This is a genomic window from Halochromatium salexigens (assembly GCF_016653295.1).
GTDB lineage: Bacteria > Pseudomonadota > Gammaproteobacteria > Chromatiales > Chromatiaceae > Lamprobacter > Lamprobacter salexigens.
The window spans coordinates 100523-116288 of the sequence record NZ_NHSF01000070.1 but is presented as its reverse complement, the minus strand read 5'-3'; the positions used below and the strand labels follow the sequence as shown (position 1 = coordinate 116288).

Annotated in this window: 14 protein-coding genes; 7 read left to right on the top strand and 7 right to left on the bottom strand. The window is 64.5% G+C overall.

Annotated elements, in window-relative coordinates; translation table 11 throughout:
• Positions 1 to 2 precede the first annotated feature (2 nt).
• Together CCR82_RS15485 and CCR82_RS15480 are read left to right on the top strand one after the other, a co-directional pair.
• The gene (locus tag CCR82_RS15485; RefSeq protein ID WP_201246704.1) at positions 3 to 881 is read left to right on the top strand and encodes a fructosamine kinase family protein; all 879 of its coding nucleotides are present in this window, start codon (positions 3 to 5) and stop codon (positions 879 to 881) included.
• Positions 882 to 1001: 120 nt separating this feature from the next.
• The gene (locus CCR82_RS15480; RefSeq protein WP_201246703.1) at positions 1002 to 1514 is read left to right on the top strand and encodes a SixA phosphatase family protein; all 513 of its coding nucleotides are present in this window, start codon (positions 1002 to 1004) and stop codon (positions 1512 to 1514) included.
• A gap of 228 nt (positions 1515 to 1742) precedes the next feature.
• Here the strand turns inward: CCR82_RS15480 and pufA (CCR82_RS15475) are convergent, their stop codons facing one another.
• From pufA (CCR82_RS15475) to ppsR, 7 genes are all read right to left on the bottom strand, one after another.
• Complete coding sequence (gene pufA, locus CCR82_RS15475; RefSeq protein ID WP_201246702.1) at positions 1743 to 1919, bottom strand: light-harvesting antenna LH1, alpha subunit; 177 nt, start codon at positions 1917 to 1919, stop codon at positions 1743 to 1745.
• Positions 1920 to 1982: 63 nt separating this feature from the next.
• Positions 1983 to 2126, bottom strand: a complete 144-nt coding sequence (pufB, locus tag CCR82_RS15470) for a light-harvesting antenna LH1, beta subunit (protein ID WP_201246701.1) — start codon at positions 2124 to 2126, stop codon at positions 1983 to 1985.
• 92 nt (positions 2127 to 2218) lie between these two features.
• Complete coding sequence (gene pufA / locus CCR82_RS15465; protein ID WP_201246700.1) at positions 2219 to 2452, bottom strand: light-harvesting antenna LH1, alpha subunit; 234 nt, start codon at positions 2450 to 2452, stop codon at positions 2219 to 2221.
• 37 nt (positions 2453 to 2489) lie between these two features.
• Positions 2490 to 2633 carry a light-harvesting antenna LH1, beta subunit gene (pufB, locus tag CCR82_RS15460; protein WP_201246699.1) on the bottom strand — a complete coding sequence of 48 codons (144 nt, stop codon included), beginning with the start codon at positions 2631 to 2633 and terminating at the stop codon, positions 2490 to 2492.
• A gap of 610 nt (positions 2634 to 3243) precedes the next feature.
• On the bottom strand, positions 3244 to 4500 hold the full coding sequence (locus CCR82_RS15455; RefSeq protein WP_201246698.1) for a geranylgeranyl diphosphate reductase: 1257 nt from the start codon (positions 4498 to 4500) through the stop codon (positions 3244 to 3246).
• Positions 4501 to 4604: 104 nt separating this feature from the next.
• Positions 4605 to 5519 carry a chlorophyll synthase ChlG gene (gene chlG, locus CCR82_RS15450; protein ID WP_201246697.1) on the bottom strand — a complete coding sequence of 305 codons (915 nt, stop codon included), beginning with the start codon at positions 5517 to 5519 and terminating at the stop codon, positions 4605 to 4607.
• Between the two features lie 160 nt (positions 5520 to 5679).
• Positions 5680 to 7122 carry a transcriptional regulator PpsR gene (gene ppsR, locus CCR82_RS15445; RefSeq protein WP_201246696.1) on the bottom strand — a complete coding sequence of 481 codons (1443 nt, stop codon included), beginning with the start codon at positions 7120 to 7122 and terminating at the stop codon, positions 5680 to 5682.
• A gap of 450 nt (positions 7123 to 7572) precedes the next feature.
• Between ppsR and bchF the strand changes: the two genes are divergently transcribed.
• The 5 genes from bchF to bchL are packed head-to-tail and all read left to right on the top strand — an operon-like array spanning position 7573 to position 15747.
• Positions 7573 to 8085, top strand: coding sequence for a 2-vinyl bacteriochlorophyllide hydratase (gene bchF, locus CCR82_RS15440; protein WP_420827340.1), 513 nt, complete (start codon positions 7573 to 7575; stop codon positions 8083 to 8085).
• Complete coding sequence (locus tag CCR82_RS15435; RefSeq protein WP_201246694.1) at positions 8082 to 9356, top strand: ferredoxin:protochlorophyllide reductase (ATP-dependent) subunit N; 1275 nt, start codon at positions 8082 to 8084, stop codon at positions 9354 to 9356. The genes bchF and CCR82_RS15435 overlap by 4 nt, the downstream gene beginning before the upstream one ends.
• A 22-nt stretch (positions 9357 to 9378) precedes the next feature.
• Positions 9379 to 10968: a ferredoxin:protochlorophyllide reductase (ATP-dependent) subunit B gene (bchB, locus tag CCR82_RS15430; protein ID WP_201246693.1), complete on the top strand. Its 1590-nt coding sequence runs from the start codon at positions 9379 to 9381 to the stop codon at positions 10966 to 10968.
• Positions 10943 to 14770, top strand: a complete 3828-nt coding sequence (locus CCR82_RS15425; RefSeq protein WP_201246692.1) for a magnesium chelatase subunit H — start codon at positions 10943 to 10945, stop codon at positions 14768 to 14770. The genes bchB and CCR82_RS15425 overlap by 26 nt, the downstream gene beginning before the upstream one ends.
• Entirely contained in the window at positions 14767 to 15747 is a 981-nt protein-coding gene (gene bchL, locus CCR82_RS15420; protein ID WP_201246691.1) for a ferredoxin:protochlorophyllide reductase (ATP-dependent) iron-sulfur ATP-binding protein, read from the top strand. The genes CCR82_RS15425 and bchL overlap by 4 nt, the downstream gene beginning before the upstream one ends.
• The last annotated feature ends 19 nt before the right edge of the window (positions 15748 to 15766 follow it).

Below are 15766 nucleotides of genomic sequence, written 5' to 3'. Positions count from 1 at the left end.
CGATGACGGATTGGCAGGCCATCGCGGAGCAGATCAGCGCGGCGAGCGGGAGGGCCTTCGCGCCCGGTCGGGCGCAACGCATTGGCGGGGGCTGCATCAACCAGGCCGTCGTCCTCGGCGAGGGCGATCAGCGCGTGTTCGTTAAGCTCAATGGCGCCGATCTGCTCGCCATGTTCGAGGCCGAAGCGGCGGGCCTGGCCGAGATGGCGGCGACCCAGAGCATCCGCGTTCCCGAGCCGATCTGCACCGGCCTGGTTGGTGATCAGGCCTTCATCGCCATGGAGCACATCGATCTCGGCGGCGCGCGTGGCGACGCCGCAGCCGCCGGCCGGCAATTGGCCGCCATGCATCGCGCCACGCGCGCGCGCTTCGGCTGGGCTCGCGACAACACCATCGGTTCCACCCCGCAACCGAACGGGGAGCACGACGACTGGGTCAGCTTCTGGGACCAGCGGCGCCTCGGGTTTCAGCTTGATCTGGCGGCGCGCAATGGTTATGGGGGGCGTTTGCAACAGCGTGGGGAGCGTTTGCGGCAGGGGCTCTCGACGTTGCTCGACCATGCCCCCTCACCGTCGCTGCTGCATGGCGATCTTTGGGGGGGGAACCTTGGCTATGCGGCGGGCGGCCAACCGGTGATCTTCGACCCCGCCTGCTACTACGGCGATCGCGAAGCCGATCTGGCGATGACCGAGCTGTTTGGCGGGTTCGGCGGCCATTTTCGCGCGGCTTACGAGGAGGCCTGGCCGCTCAGTCCCGGCTACGCGGTGCGTAAACAGCTCTACAACCTCTACCACATCCTCAATCACCTCAACCTGTTCGGCGGCGGCTACCTGCGCCAAGCCGAGGCGATGATCGATCGGCTCCTCTCCGAGCTTGGCTAAGGCACCCGAGCCTAATGTCGCGCGCTTCCGAGAATATTCGGAAGGGCTGGTTTTGTTTTTATTACGGTTGTGTTAAAAAACGCTTCGCTATCCTTCTCTCCCTTCCAATGATGTTCCTCCATGGCTCGCGAGCTGCTGTTGCTGCGACACGCCAAGTCCGACTGGGACAGCGACGCACCCTCTGATATCGAACGTCCGCTCGCCAAACGAGGCCGGCGAGATGCGCCGCGCATCGGTGAATGGTTGTATCGAGAAGGGCTGGTGCCGGGGCTCATCCTGAGTTCGCCGGCCGAGCGTGCGCGCAAGACCGCGCTCAAGGTCTGCAAAGGGCTCGATTACGACAAGCGTGATATTCGCTGGGAGCCAGCGATCTACGAGGCGGAGCTAGGGCATTTGCTGCAGGTGCTCGCGGCCCATGCGCAGGCGCCGGCGTCGGTCCTGCTGGTGGGACATAATCCGGGGCTCGAAACCTTGCTCAGGCATCTGACCGATGGCGAACTCGATGAGCCCAAGGATGGCAAGCTGCTGCCGACCGCCGCGCTGGCGCGCTTGGAGATGCCGGATGACTGGCGCGTGCTCGAGCCTGGCTGCGCGATTCTGCTGGCCCTGCTGCGACCTAAGGCGCTGAAGTAAGCGCTCAGGTTTTTGCCTTTTCCCTTTTTTCCACGCCCCAAATGCTGGCGCCGACTCCGCGTCCGCTCGCTGTCTCTCTTGCAAGAGATTGGCGAGGGCCGTGGAGCCGGCGCTCAGTGCGATCCTTTGATCGCTGCTGATCGACCGAATCGGGGCTGACTCTTGTCTGATCAGTGATGGGTGGCAGTTGAGTGAATCAGTCTGCCACCGCGTATCGGGTCGATTTAATCAACCGCCCCAGTACGCACCGTAAGGGCTTACGGTGAAGAGGAAAGCATGGATCAGGATGCCGAGCAGGAACACGGACATCAGGATCGGAACCAGCCAAGTCGCAGGATTCAAAACCAGCCAGATCTTCCAATCGTCTTCAGGATTTTTCGGTTTCGGGATTTGTTGTTCGGCCATTGTTCAGCCCTCTTATGTCAGAGATCAAATGTGGTGCTTGAAGCGCGTTCGATCAGCGAATGATCAGAACCAGGGCTTCCAAGCCAAAACCAGGATATGAGCAACTGCAGCGATACCGACAAAAGCGGTGTAGGTCACTTTGAACTGCTCGTGGAACTCTTTTGCTTGATCGGGGGTGAGGCCCGAGAGGCTAGCTTGTTCGGCCATTGGTTGACTCCTGAAGGATTGTGGATGCCTCTGGATGATCCAGGGCTTAGGTAACGACACTGCGGATGGCAGTTATCGATGATCGTCTCTTCTTATTCGGCAGCTGGAGCGGGCTTAGCTGGTGCCGGAGCAGCCTCAGCGGCAGGCGCTGCATCAGCAACCCAATACTCGCCGTAAGGGCTAACCGAGAACAGGAAGGCGTGGATCAGGATGCCGAGCAGGAACACGGACATCAGGATCGGGATCAGCCAGGTTGCTGGGTTCAAAACGAGCCAGATCCGATAGTCTTGCTCTTTTGGCTTATAGTTGAAGACGTCTTGGAACATGAGTAAATCCTCTAAACGATGTAGCAGTAACAGGCGATCAGAACCAGGGTTTCCAGGCCAGAACCAGAATGTGGGCGACGGCTGCGATGCCGACGAACGCCGTGTAGGTTACCTTGAACTGCTCGTGAAACTCTTTCGCTTGCTCAGGCGAGAGGCCCGATAGGCTCTTCATGTCAGCCATTTACATACCCTCCGTTAAGGGTTTGTTGACAGTGCCGCACCTGTGCGTGCGACGGGAATCGACTCGACAGTAGACGTCGGATCGAACTGTACGACCGGCAGTGCCGGGGGCTTTTCCGTTTGCCAGTTCGTGTTTCCATGGCTGTCAGTTTAGTTTGACAGCTATAAATGTCAACCCAAATGTACAGATTCTTTTTGAGTTTCTGTTCCTGGCCTGGTTGTTAGTGGTTAAACGCCTGTAATAAAAGAAAAAGCATATTCTGCCTGGCTGTAAAATTAAGCTGACACCGGCTTGGTTGACAGCTGTGGGTCCGGACAGAAGCGCTCGTAAGGCCTAGGGCCATGGAACGGCGGGGCGGCGAGGTCAGGTCTGGGGTCAGGGTGAACGAGTCTAGGCGTTTGCCGGCAAGGGACTTCTGGCATCTGCGTCGGGAGGGTTGGGCAGCGTCTGGAAGGGCGGTTGGTATGTCCAGCGTGTCCTCCCGTCTGGCTTGGCCAGAGGGCGAGCGGCAGGGCGCTCTTTAGATGGGATGGGCGGAGGAGAGATTTGAGGGGGCTTAGAGACTGCCCAAGAGGAGGGGCGGGGGCAGTCTCTGACGGCTGTACTAGATTCAGTCGGCTGTTCTGGACTCGGTCGGCGCGGCGGGAGGCTTTTGCCAGGGCGAGACGATGCCCAACAGATGCGCCATGTCCTTGAGGAAGATGCGCAGGTGGGCGGCGGGCTTGGCCTTGACCAAGCGCTTGTGCATGTAGGCCTCCCAGGTCAGGTGCTGGATGTCGGGGTCGTCGCAGAGGCTGACGAAGCGCTCGCGGCGCTTGTCGCTCTTGTACCAGAAGCGCTGCATGATGCCGAGAATCAAGAATACGCGCCCATGGGCCTTCATGAAGCGCTTGCGCGCGTTGGCGAGCGCCTTGGCATCGCCCGTGACCAGCAGCTCCTCGACCGCATCAGCGGCGAGACGGCCACCGACCAGCGCGTAGTAGATGCCCTCGCCCGAGGCCGGGGCGACCACCCCCGCGGCATCGCCGGCGAGCACCACATCGCGGCCGTTGTCCCAGGTCTTGAGCGGATGCAGCGGGATCGGCGCGCCCTCGCGGCGCAGGGTCTCGCACTGATCGAGGCCGGTTTCCTTGCGCAGTTGGTCGACCGCGTCGTGCAATGAGAAGCCCTTGAGTTCGGTGCCGACGCCGATGCTGGTGGTCTCGCCATGCGGGAAGATCCAGGCGTAGAAATCGGGCGAGAGCTTGCCCTGATAGTAGACGTCGCAGCGGGCCGGGTCGAAGTCATGCAGGCCTTTGCCTGTGGTCGGCGCCGGCGAGCGCACGATCTCGTGATAGGCGGCCACATGCGGCAGCTCCTTGGCGCCGGGCACGCATTGCTTGGCGACCGAGGACATGGCGCCGTCGGCGCCGATCACCGCGCGCGCGCGCACCGTCTCGGTGGTGGTGCGATCGCTGGCCTCGGCTGGGCGGAACTCGACCAGCGCGGTGCCGTCCTCATCGCGCAACACGCGGGTGAAGGTGCCGTTGCGACGCTCGGCGCCGGCGCCGGCGGCACGCTCGCGCAGCCATTCATCGAACGGCTCGCGATCGACCATGCCGACATAGCCACCGTTGATCGGCATATCGACATGGCGATCGCTCGGCGCCACCATGCGCGCCGAGGCGATCTTCGCGACCAGCTGTTCATCGGGGATCTCGAACTCCTCGATCGCCTTCGGCGGGATCGCGCCGCCACAGGGCTTGATGCGGCCGGGGCGGTCGAGCAGCAGCACCTTGCGCTGGCGCTTGGCCAGATCGGTGGCGGCGGTGGCGCCGGCCGGGCCGCCGCCGACGACGACTGCGTCATAGGTCTGCGAATTCGCCATCAGTCTCACCTTTGGGGTCTATCTGTCGTTGGAGTGGGGGACGCGGTGCGCTCACGCCTAGCCGCTGGAGGCCGGCAACGAGGGCCGACCACTAGAGAGGGCCACTAGGAATTGGCGACGATCACCGCGCGGGCGGCAAAGGCACTCACCATCATGCCGCTGACATAGACCGTGACGCCGAGCGCACTCAACCAGGTGGCGCGGGCGACAGGGTCCTCGAGGAAACGAACCATGAGCGTGATCTGCACCATCACCAAGGCGGCGACCGTGGCCGCATGCACCGGCTGCACCCAGGAGAACAGCAGGCCGACGACGACCAGCTGCGGCACGATCATCACGATGCAGGCGACCCAGGCCGCGCCGCGCACGCCAAGCTGCACCGGCAGCGTGCGCACGCCCATCTGCGTGTCGCCGTCGATCGCCTTGAAGTCGTTCAGCGTCATGATGCCGTGGGCGCCGAGTCCATAGAGCACGGCGAGGACAAGGATGCGCCCGTCCGGCATGGCACCGCCGAGCATGACCGCCGCACCGGTGATCCAGGCCAGGCTCTCGTAGGAGAAGCCGACGGCGGCATTGCCGAACCAGCCATTCTGTTTGAGCCGCAGCGGTGGCGCGCTATAGGCCCAGGCCAGCAGCAGGCCGACGACGGTAGCGGCGAACACCCAGGGCCCAAGCACCAGCGCCAGCAGGAGCGACATCAGGGACCAGGCGATCGCGAGTTTGTAGCCCCAATCGCCTGGAATCCGCCCCGAGGGGATGGGGCGGTTGGGCTCGTTGATGGCATCGACATCGCGGTCGTACCAATCGTTGACGACCTGGCTCGTGGCGCAGAGCAGAGGGCCGGCGAGGATGACGCCAGCAAGCAATAACAGCCAATTCTCGACAATCGCCGCGCCCGATGAGACCACGCCGCAGGCAAAGGCCCACATCGGCGGAAACCAGGTAATCGGGTGCAGGACCTCAAGGATGGCTGAGGGCTCGGGTCGGTTCGCCGTAGCGGAGGAGGCCGGCTCTATCATGGATTCGGGGCTTCACGTTTGGGTCGGTTGGGGGGCGGGAAACCGCACAAGTTTAGCCCGAAGCGCCCCCATCTGGCGCCCTGGCGCACAGGAACGCTGATCAAGGTCAAGCCAGCGGCGTCGCCAGTGCTTGCCGTGGTCTCGAGTGCGGCGATGCGGCTCAGGGCGCGCGCGAGGGGGTGTCGCTGGTGCTCTCGCCGGCGGCCTCGCTGAGACCGTAGCGGCGCAGCTTCACATACAGGCTTTGCCGGCTGAGCCCGAGCAGTTCGGCCGCCGAGGCGCGGTTGTCGCCGGTGAGTTCAAGGGCGGCCTCGATGCAGAGGCGCTCGATCATGTCGGACGACTCGCGCACTACTTCTTTCAGTGGCACGCGCCCGACCAGCTCGGTCAGATGCTCGACCGAACGCGGTAGGGCCTGCTCGTTGCCGCTGTCGGCCGAGACGCGGCGATCGACGTTGCGGATGATGAAGCCGAAGCTGGGCCGCTCGCCGTTCTGGATCGCCACCGCCGAGATCTCGACCTCGCTGCTGGCGCCGTAGTCGCTGCGCACCGTGGTCGCGAACAGGCGCACGGCGCCGTGCTGACGGAGGTTGGCGAGCAGCACATTGAGATCGACACCGGGGCGGCCGAGCCAGCGATCGAGCGATTCGCCGCGCACCTGGTCCTCGCTATTGTTTTGGGTCAGGTCAAGAAAAGCCGAATTGGCGTTCAGGATGCGCCCATCCTGGGATGTCACAACAATGCCATCGGGCGCGCGCTCCATCATCTTCGCCAGGCGCGAGCGCGGTTCGGCCTGCTCCGAGGGGGCGGCATTCGAGGCTGACACCTGGGCGAGGCGCAGCAATATCAGTGAGGTGTTCTCCTGGCGGATCAAGGCTGCCGACACGCTGAGTTCGGTGCCACTGCGCAGACGGGCGCGCACATCATTCGCGCGCCCGGCCGCGCGCACGCCGGCGATCAGCGACTCGACCGCGCGCGTGCCGGCCTCGTCGAAGCCCTCCGGGAAATGGCGCCCGACCAAGCGTCGCGGCTCGGCGACGAGCAATTGGCTGGCAGCCGGGTTGGCCTCGACCACCTTGCCGGTGGCCGGGTCCATCACCAGCACCGCATCGGACGTGGAGCGGAACAGCAAGCGATAACGGGTCTCGAGTTGGCGCAGACGCCAATAGTCGCGCTCGAGCGATTGCTGGGCGTCGACCAGGCGTTGCTGCAGCGCCGCGAAGCCTTGCAGGTCGCGGCCGACGGCGATGAGATGATCGCGATTGCCAAGACGGGTGGCGCAGTAGCGCACCGGCACCTCGCCGCCACTGCGCGAGACATGGGCGAGTTGCTGCCAGATCGGCACGCCGCTGTCGCTCAGGGCATCGGCGATCAGCGCCTCGACCTTGCCGCGGCTTTCGCTGGTGACGGTGTCGCTCCAAGAGCGACCGACCCAGTCATCGGAGACCTGGGCGCTGAGTTCGTCGTTGCCAAGCGCGACGTCGCGGATCATGCCCTTTTGGTCGAGGATCAGGGCGATGTCCGAAACCGAGGCGATCAGGGATGCAACGCGATCGGTGTCGAGTGTTCCGAGGGCGGTTTGCGGTGCGTCAAAGGCCTTCACGATCGCCTGCTCCTGGCTGCACCGCGCGCACTCTCCGCGCCCGGTTTGACGCGGTACGTCTTATCATCCTCGTTGCGGGCTTGATCATGGCGCCCGCGCCAGCTCGCTTCACGTCATCACCTCGGCTCCCCTGTACCGCGCGGGCTGATGTCATCCCGCTGAGCCCGAGGGGCAAAAGACCAAAACCCATTGTCTTTTTATGGGAAATGATCCACGACTCGCGTGGCGCCGCGGGCAACATTCGACGCTTCGCGCCTAGCGGTGTGTTGCCTGCGAACACACGGACAGCACGGCGCATACGCCGGTGACCCTTTATTAGGTAGTCGGGCGGCGCCGATCTGTCAAGTATTCTTTACGTTAAGCTGAGTTGACATGTGTTGGGATGCAGACTAGATTCCTTAGTACGGCAGCTATCCCAACCAATGCTCGAGGAGGCTAATGCGTCAGCCCGTGAAAAGGCATGATCGGCATCAACCGCTTTATACGCCAGAAGAGCGCAAGCGGCGCGACGAGACGCCCTGGACCCTGGTTCAGGGGATTCTAGCGCCGTTGCAGTTCCTGGTGTTCCTGATCAGCGTGGTGTTGGTGATCCGCTATCTTGCGACCGGCGCTGGCGAAACCGCCGCCACGGTCTCGATCGTGCTCAAGACATTGATCCTTTACTTGATCATGGTCACGGGATCGATCTGGGAAAAGGTCGTCTTCGGCGAGTATCTGTTCGCCCCCGCCTTCTTTTGGGAGGACGTCTTCAGCATGCTGGTGCTGGCGCTGCACACCGCCTACCTGATCGCGCTGTTCGGTGGCTTCATGGATGTGCATGGGCAGATGCTGCTGGCCCTGGCCGCCTACGCCGCCTATGTGATCAACGCCACCCAGTTCATCCTGAAACTGCGCGCGGCGCGTCTGTCGGCACAGCGGCTCGATGCCGAGAACGCCACCGCTTCGGCGGGGGGCGTCGAATGAGCGGCGCGAGCGACATCGCGAGCTGTGGCGGCAGCCTGCCGGTGCAGCGCGAGCATGGTCAGCGCCAGGTCTTCTGTGGGCTGGCTGGCATCGTCTGGCTGCATCGCAAGATCCAGGACGCCTTCTTCCTGGTCGTCGGCTCGCGCACCTGCGCCCATCTGCTGCAATCGGCCGCCGGCGTGATGATCTTCGCCGAGCCTCGCTTCGGCACCGCGATCCTTGGTGATCGCGATCTGGCCGGGCTGGCCGATTGCAATGAAGAACTCGACCGCGTCGTCACTGAACTGCTGGCACGGCGGCCCGATATCGGCACGCTGTTCCTGGTCGCCTCCTGTCCGTCGGAGGTCATCAAACTCGATCTCGACAATGCCGCAGCGCGGCTCGCCCGCGAGCAGCAGGGGCGGGTGCGGGTCTTGGCCTACAGCGGCAGCGGGCTGGATACCACCTTCACGCAGGGCGAGGATACCTGCCTGAGCGCGCTGGTTCCCGAGCTGCCCGAGGCGGACGCCGGCGGTGAGGCGCTGCTGGTGCTCGGCACCCTGCCCGATGTGGTCGAGGATCAATTCCGCCGCCTGTTCGAGGCGCTCGGCATCCCGGCGCTGCACTTCTTGCCGCCCCGGCGCGGCAGCGAGCTACCGCCCGTCGGGCCGGGCACACGGTTGCTCGCCGCGCAGCCCTTCGTCGGCGGCACGGCGGCGGCCTTGGTCGATCGCGGCGCGACCCTGCTCGAGGCCCCTTATCCGTTCGGGATCGAGGGCACGCGCGCCTGGCTCGGCGCGGCGGCGGCGGCCTTCGGCATCGCCGCTGCACGGGTCGATGAAGTCACGGCGCCGGCCGTCGCGCGCGCCGAGCGCGGGCTCGAGCGCTATCGCGCGCAGCTTGCGGGCAAACGCATCAGTTTTCTGCCGGACTCGCAGCTCGAGATCCCGCTCGCGCGCTTCCTGCAGCACGAATGCGGTATGACATTGGTCGAGGTCGGGGTACCCTATCTCGATCGGCGCATGATGGGCGCCGAGCTGGACTGGCTGCCCTCGGATGTGCGCCTGACCGAGGGCCAGGACTTGGAGCGCCAGCTCGATCGCCTGCGCGCCGATCGCCCGGATCTGACCGTCTGCGGGCTCGGGTTGGCCAATCCACTCGAGGCCGAGGGACTGACCACCAAATGGTCGATCGAGTTGGTGTTCTCACCGGTGCATGGGTTCGATCAGGCCGCTGACCTGGCCGAACTCTTCGTGCGCCCCCTGAACCGCCGCGAGCGGCTCGCGTTTTGATTCGTCGGTCCGATTCGAAAGCATGCAACTGACTGTCTGGACATACGAAGGCCCGCCGCACATGGGCGCCATCCGCATCGCCGCCTCGATGCAGGATGTGCATTGCGTGCTGCACGCGCCGCAAGGTGATAGCTACGCCGATCTGCTGTTCACCATGATCGCGCGCAGCGCCAAGCGCCCGCCGGTGACCTACACCAGCTTCCAGGCGCGTGATATGGGCGCCGATACCGCCGAGCTGGTGCGCAAGACGCTGCGCGAGACGGTCGATCGCTTCCAGCCGCAGGCGCTGCTGGTCGGCGAGGCCTGCACCGGCGAGCTGCTGCAGGACCAGCCGGCGGCGCTGGCGCAGGGGATGGGCTTCGACTGCCCGGTGGTGCCGCTCGAGCTGCCCGCCTTCACCCGCAAGGAGCAGTGGGGCGCGAGCGAGACCTTCCATCAGTTGGTGCGCACACTGCTGCGCGGTCAGCCGCCGCGCGCGCGTGATCCGGCGGCCGAGGGTCGCCGACCGCGCGCGAACCTGCTCGGCGCCACCGCGCTCGGCTTCCGCTGCCGTGATGACATCGCCGAGGTCACCAAGCTGCTCGACGGCGCCGGCGTGGATGTCAATCTGAGTGCCCCGGCTGGGGCCTCGCCCGAGGATCTGCGGCGCATCCCGGAGGCGGACTTCAACATCTGCCTCTATCCCGAGATCGCGCAGAGCACCTGTGCCTGGCTCGAGCGGATGTTCAAGCAGCCCTGGGTGAAGACGGTTCCGATCGGGGTCGGCGCGACGCGCGATTTCCTGCGCGAGGTCGGCGAGGTCGCCGGGATCGATACCAGCGCCGCGATTGCCGCCGGTCGCACCCGCTTGCCCTGGTTCTCGCGCTCGGTCGATTCGACCTATCTGACCGGCAAGCGCGTGTTCATCTTTGGCGATGCCAGCCATGTGATCGCCGCCGCGCGCATCGCCACCGAAGAGCTGGGATTTGAGGTCGTCGGCTTGGGCAGCTACAGTCGCGAGTTCGCGCGCGAGCTGCGTACCGCCGCTGAGCGTTATGGTGTCGAGGCGCTGATCAGCGATGACTATCTCGAGGTCGAGTCGGCGGTGCTGGAGCTGGCCCCGGAGCTGGTGCTCGGCACCCAGATGGAGCGCCACATCGCCAAGCGCGCCGGCATTCCCTGCGCGGTGATCTCCTCACCCGTGCATGTGCAAGATTTCCCGGCGCGCTATGCCCCGCAGATGGGCTTCGAGGGCGCCAATGTCATCTTCGATACTTGGGTCCATCCGCTGATGATGGGCCTGGAAGAGCATCTGATCACGATGTTCCGTGAAGACGAGGAGTTTCATGACGAGGCGGTTGCCTCCCATCTCGGGTCCGGCAGGGTTTCCTCGTCGAGCGCGGAAACGGCGGCGCGGCCCGCAGCGACGGCTGAACCAACCATGAGCGCGGACGACATGGGGGCTGAGGCTGCGCTCGTTTGGGAGTCCGAGGCCGAACGGGAGCTGAAGAAGATCCCCTTCTTCGTGCGCGGGAAGGCCCGTCGTAACACAGAACGCTTCGCCGCTGAACGCGGCGTCGCCAGAATAACGGTCGAGACACTGTACGATGCCAAAGCCTACTTCGGTCGTTGATACGACACCCATCAACGTTGTCATTGTGACCTTGGACAGCCACCTAGCGGGTGCGGTCGAGCGCGCGCGCCCGGCCCTGAAGCAGCAATTGCCAGGGCTGAATCTCACATTGCACGCCGCCGCTGAGTGGGATGACAACAAAGACGGCCTCGAGCGCTGTGGTGGTACCGCGCGTGAGGATGATCTTTGCGGCCGCTGCTCGGCCAATGGCGAGTGTAAGCTGCAGCGTTGCCGGGCCGATATCTCCAAGGCCGATATCGTCGTCACCACCATGCTGTTCATGGAGGATCACATCAAGGCCGTGCTGCCTGCGCTGCAGGCACGTCGCGACCACTGCGACGCGATGGTCGGCTGCATGTCCGCCGGCGAGATCATGCGCCTCACCCGGCTCGGCAAGTTCACCATGGACGGCTCCCAGAGCGGGCCGATGGCGATCCTGAAGAAGCTGCGCGGTAATCGCGCCGAGGACAGCAAGGACAACAAGAACGCCAGCGATGGCGCGCGCCAGATGGCGATGCTGCGGCGCATCCCGAAGATCCTGCGCTTCATTCCGGGCACGGCTCAGGATGTGCGCGCCTATTTCCTGATGCTGCAGTACTGGCTCGCGGGCTCGGATGAGAACGTGGCCAACATGGTTCGGTTGCTCATCGACCGCTATGCCGCCGGGCCGCGCGAGGGGCTGCGTGGCAAGCTCAAGGCCGCGCCGCCGGCCGAGTATCCCGAGGTCGGGGTCTTTCATCCGGGCATGAAGGGCCGCATCACCGATCAGGTCAGCAAGCTGCCGGCGAAGAAGGGCGCCACCGGCACGGTCGGGCTCTTGGTCATGCGCTCCTATGTGCTGGCCGGCAACACCGGCCACTACGATGGGGTGATCAAGGCGCTCGAGGCCAAGGGGCTGCGCGTGATCCCGGCCTTCGCCAGCGGCCTCGATGCTCGGCCCGCGGTCGATCAGTTCTTCTTCCGCAACGACAAGTGCGTGGTCGATGCGGTGGTCTCGCTGACCGGCTTCTCGCTGGTCGGCGGGCCGGCCTACAACGATGCGGCCGCCGCCCAAGAGGTGCTGGCGCGGCTCGATGTGCCCTATCTCGCCGCGCATCCGGTCGAGTTCCAGACCCTGGAGCAATGGCAGGCCTCGGAGCGCGGGCTGATGCCGGTCGAGGCGACCATGATGGTGGCGATTCCCGAACTCGATGGCTCCACCGGCCCGATCGTCTTCGGCGGCCGCTCGGCCGAGGCCGGCGACGATCGCACCCGCGACATGCAATCGCATCCAGAGCGCGCCAATACCTTGGCCGCGCGCGTCGCGCGTCTGATCAAACTGCGCCAAACGCCGACCAAGGACCGCAAGATCGCGATCGTGCTGTTCAATTTCCCGCCCAATGCTGGCAATACCGGCACAGCGGCCTATCTCTCGGTGTTCGCCTCGCTCCATCGCACCCTGCAGGGGCTGAAGGACGAGGGCTATCAGGTCGAGGTCCCGGACAGCGTCGATGCGCTGCGCGAGCGCATCATCAACGGCAATGCCGGCCAGTACGGCGCCCATGCCAACGTCTTCACCCGCATCCCGAGCGATGATCACGTCCGCCGCGAGCCCTATCTCACCGAGATCGAGGCCCAGTGGGGACCGGCACCGGGCAAGCAGCAGAGCGATGGTTCATCGATCTTCGTGCTCGGCGAGCAGTTCGGCAACGTCTTCGTCGGTGTGCAGCCGAGCTTCGGCTATGAAGGCGATCCGATGCGGCTGCTGTTCGACAAGGGCTTCACGCCGACCCACGCCTTTAGCGCCTTCTGCCGCTTCCTGCGCGAGGACTTTGCCGCCAATGCGGTGCTGCATTTCGGCACCCATGGCGCACTTGAGTTCATGCCGGGCAAGCAGGCCGGGATGTCGGGCGCCTGCTGGCCGGATCGGCTGATCGGCGATCTGCCGAATCTCTATCTCTATGCCTCGAACAACCCATCCGAGGGCACCATCGCCAAGCGCCGGGCCGCCGCGACCCTGATCAGCTACCTGACCCCACCGATCGCCAATGCCGGACTCTATCGTGGCTTGGTCGATCTCAAGAGTTCGATCGAGCGTTGGCGCGCGCTGACCCCAGAAGCGCCGACCGAGGAGCGCAATGAACTCGCCTCGCTGATCCAGGCCCAGGCCGCCGAACTTGATCTGGCGACCATGGCCTCGGAGGAAGAGCCGGAATGGGATGCCAGTGCCGGTGAACGGATCCAGCGCCTCACCGACGAGCTGCTCGAGCTTGAGTACACTCTGATCCCACATGGACTGCATGTCGTCGGCCAGCCGCCGAATCCGACCGAGCGCCTGGATATGCTGATGGCGGTGGCCGAATCGCGCATCGATCCGGAGAATCCGGTCGACCTCAAGCGCGAGGCGCTGGAGGCCCTGATCGGCGGTGGCGCGCCCGCGCTCGCGCTGCAGAAGGGTGGCATGGAGGTCAATGAGGCCAGCCTGAAGTTGATGGAAGACTTGGCCAGCTACGACAAGCTGCTCAACGAAGATCACGAGATGCCGGCGATCATGCGCGCGCTCGAAGGGCGTTTTGTGCGCCCGGCACCGGGTGGCGATCTACTCCGCACCCCGGAGATCCTGCCGACCGGCCGCAACCTGCACGGCTTCGATCCGTTCCGCATCCCGAGTCCGTTCGCCGTGCGGGAGGGCGTGCGTCATGCGCAGCAACTGCTCGACCGCCATATCCAGGACAACGACGCTCTGCCCGAGTCGATCGCCTTGGTGCTGTGGGGGACCGACAACCTCAAGACTGAGGGTGGCCCGATCGCGCAAGCGTTATGGCTGCTTGGCGCGAAGCCGCGGCTCGATAGCTATGGCCGTGTTTGTGGCGCGCAGCTGTTGCCATTGGAGACACTGCAGCGGCCACGGATCGATGTGGTGATGACCCTCTCTGGCATTTTCCGTGATCTTTTGCCAATACAGACTAAACTGCTGGCAGAGGCCGCCTATCTGGCGGCAGCCGCCGATGAGCCAGTCGAGCAGAATTTCGTGCGTAAGCATGCGCTGGCCTATCAGCAGACCCACGAGTGCGATCTCGAGACCGCCGCGCTGCGGGTGTTCAGTAACGCCGATGGCGCCTACGGCTCGAACGTCAATCATCTGATCGACAATAGCGGTTGGGATGAGGAGGACGAGCTGGCCGAGACCTACACCCGCCGTAAGTGCTTTGCCTATGGCCGCGCCGGTGCCCCGGTGCGCCAGGCCGAGCTGCTCAAGAGCGTGCTCGGCGATGTGCAGCTCGCCTACCAGAATCTGGATTCGGTCGAACTCGGCGTCACCACCGTCGACCATTACTTCGATACGCTCGGCGGCATCAGCCGCGCGGTGAGTCGCTCCAAGGGCGGTGACGTGCCGGTCTATATCGGTGATCAGACCCGCGGCGATGGCAAGGTGCGCACCCTGGCCGAACAGGTCTCGCTCGAGACCCGCACCCGGATGCTGAATCCCAAATGGTACGAGGGCATGCTCGACCACGGTTATGAGGGCGTGCGCCAGATCGAGGTTCATGTGACCAACACCATGGGCTGGTCAGCAACCACCGGTCAGGTCGCGCCTTGGGTCTATCAGCGCATGACCGAGACCTTCGTGCTCGACGATGAGATGCGCGAGCGCCTGGCCGCGCTCAATCCCACCGCTTCGGCCAAGGTCGCGCAGCGCCTGATCGAGGCCCATGAGCGCAACTACTGGGCACCGGATGCCGAGACCCTAGAGGCCCTGCGCCAGGCTGGCGAAGAACTCGAAGACCGCCTCGAAGGCATCACCGAAGGAGTTGCCGCATGACCCTCGACGATCTGCCCACCACGATCTACGGCGGCGGCAAGCCGAGCGCTCGTCCGGCCGCCGCGGATCGCTGCGATGCCCCCGACTGCGGTGGTTCCCAACTCGCCGATCCGCGCCTCGACGGCGAGGGCAGTGTCCAGGTGCAGCTCGATCCCAGTGAGCGCATCGACAAGGCCCAAGTCTTCGCGATCTACGGCAAGGGCGGTATCGGCAAGAGCACGACCAGCTCCAATCTCTCTGTGGCGTTCTCGAAGCTCGGCAAGCGCGTGGTGCAGATCGGCTGCGATCCAAAGCACGACAGCACCTTCACGCTGACCAAGTGCCTGGTGCCAACCGTCATTGATGTGCTCGAGTCGGTCGACTTCCATCCCGAGGAGCTGCGGCTCGAGGACTTCGTCTACGAAGGTGTCAATGGCGTCATGTGCGTCGAGGCTGGCGGGCCACCGGCCGGCACCGGCTGCGGCGGCTATGTCGTTGGTCAGACCGTGAAGCTGCTCAAACAGCATCATCTGCTCGACGACACCGATATCGTCGTCTTCGATGTGCTCGGCGATGTCGTCTGCGGCGGCTTCGCGGCGCCGCTACAGCATGCCGACCGCGCGCTCATCGTCACCGCGAACGACTTCGACTCGATCTTCGCAATGAATCGCATCTCGACCGCAATCCTGGCCAAAGCCAAGAATTATAAGGTGCGCATCGGTGGCGTCATCGCCAATCGCAGCGACGAGACCGACCAGATCGATCGCTTCAACGCGGCGACGGGCCTCAAGACCATGGCTCATCTGCCGGCGCTCGATGTGATTCGCCGCTCGCGGCTGCGCAAGGCAACCCTGTTCGAGATGGAGTCATCGCCCGAGGTAGAGCACGCGCAAGGGCAGTATCTGCAGCTCGCTAAGGCACTGCTGGCCGGTTCCGAACCGCTTGAGGTCAAACCGATGCGTGACCGTGACCTCTTCGAATTCTTGGGCTTCGAATGAGCACAGTGAGCAAGTGACA

Excerpts from the sequence above, each read along its gene's own strand:
- pufA (WP_201246700.1), bottom strand. The coding sequence starts at position 2,452 with ATGTTCCAAGACGTCTTCAACTATAAGCCAAAAGAGCAAGACTATCGG.
- CCR82_RS15425 (WP_201246692.1), top strand. The coding sequence starts at position 10,943 with ATGCCAAAGCCTACTTCGGTCGTTGATACGACACCCATCAACGTTGTC.
- CCR82_RS15455 (WP_201246698.1), bottom strand. The coding sequence starts at position 4,500 with ATGGCGAATTCGCAGACCTATGACGCAGTCGTCGTCGGCGGCGGCCCG.
- pufB (WP_201246699.1), bottom strand. The coding sequence starts at position 2,633 with ATGGCTGACATGAAGAGCCTATCGGGCCTCTCGCCTGAGCAAGCGAAA.
- chlG (WP_201246697.1), bottom strand. The coding sequence starts at position 5,519 with ATGATAGAGCCGGCCTCCTCCGCTACGGCGAACCGACCCGAGCCCTCA.
- CCR82_RS15435 (WP_201246694.1), top strand. The coding sequence starts at position 8,082 with ATGAGCGGCGCGAGCGACATCGCGAGCTGTGGCGGCAGCCTGCCGGTG.
- CCR82_RS15480 (WP_201246703.1), top strand. The coding sequence starts at position 1,002 with ATGGCTCGCGAGCTGCTGTTGCTGCGACACGCCAAGTCCGACTGGGAC.
- bchL (WP_201246691.1), top strand. The coding sequence starts at position 14,767 with ATGACCCTCGACGATCTGCCCACCACGATCTACGGCGGCGGCAAGCCG.
- CCR82_RS15485 (WP_201246704.1), top strand. The coding sequence starts at position 3 with ATGACGGATTGGCAGGCCATCGCGGAGCAGATCAGCGCGGCGAGCGGG.
- pufB (WP_201246701.1), bottom strand. The coding sequence starts at position 2,126 with ATGGCCGAACAAGCTAGCCTCTCGGGCCTCACCCCCGATCAAGCAAAA.
- bchB (WP_201246693.1), top strand. The coding sequence starts at position 9,379 with ATGCAACTGACTGTCTGGACATACGAAGGCCCGCCGCACATGGGCGCC.
- pufA (WP_201246702.1), bottom strand. The coding sequence starts at position 1,919 with ATGGCCGAACAACAAATCCCGAAACCGAAAAATCCTGAAGACGATTGG.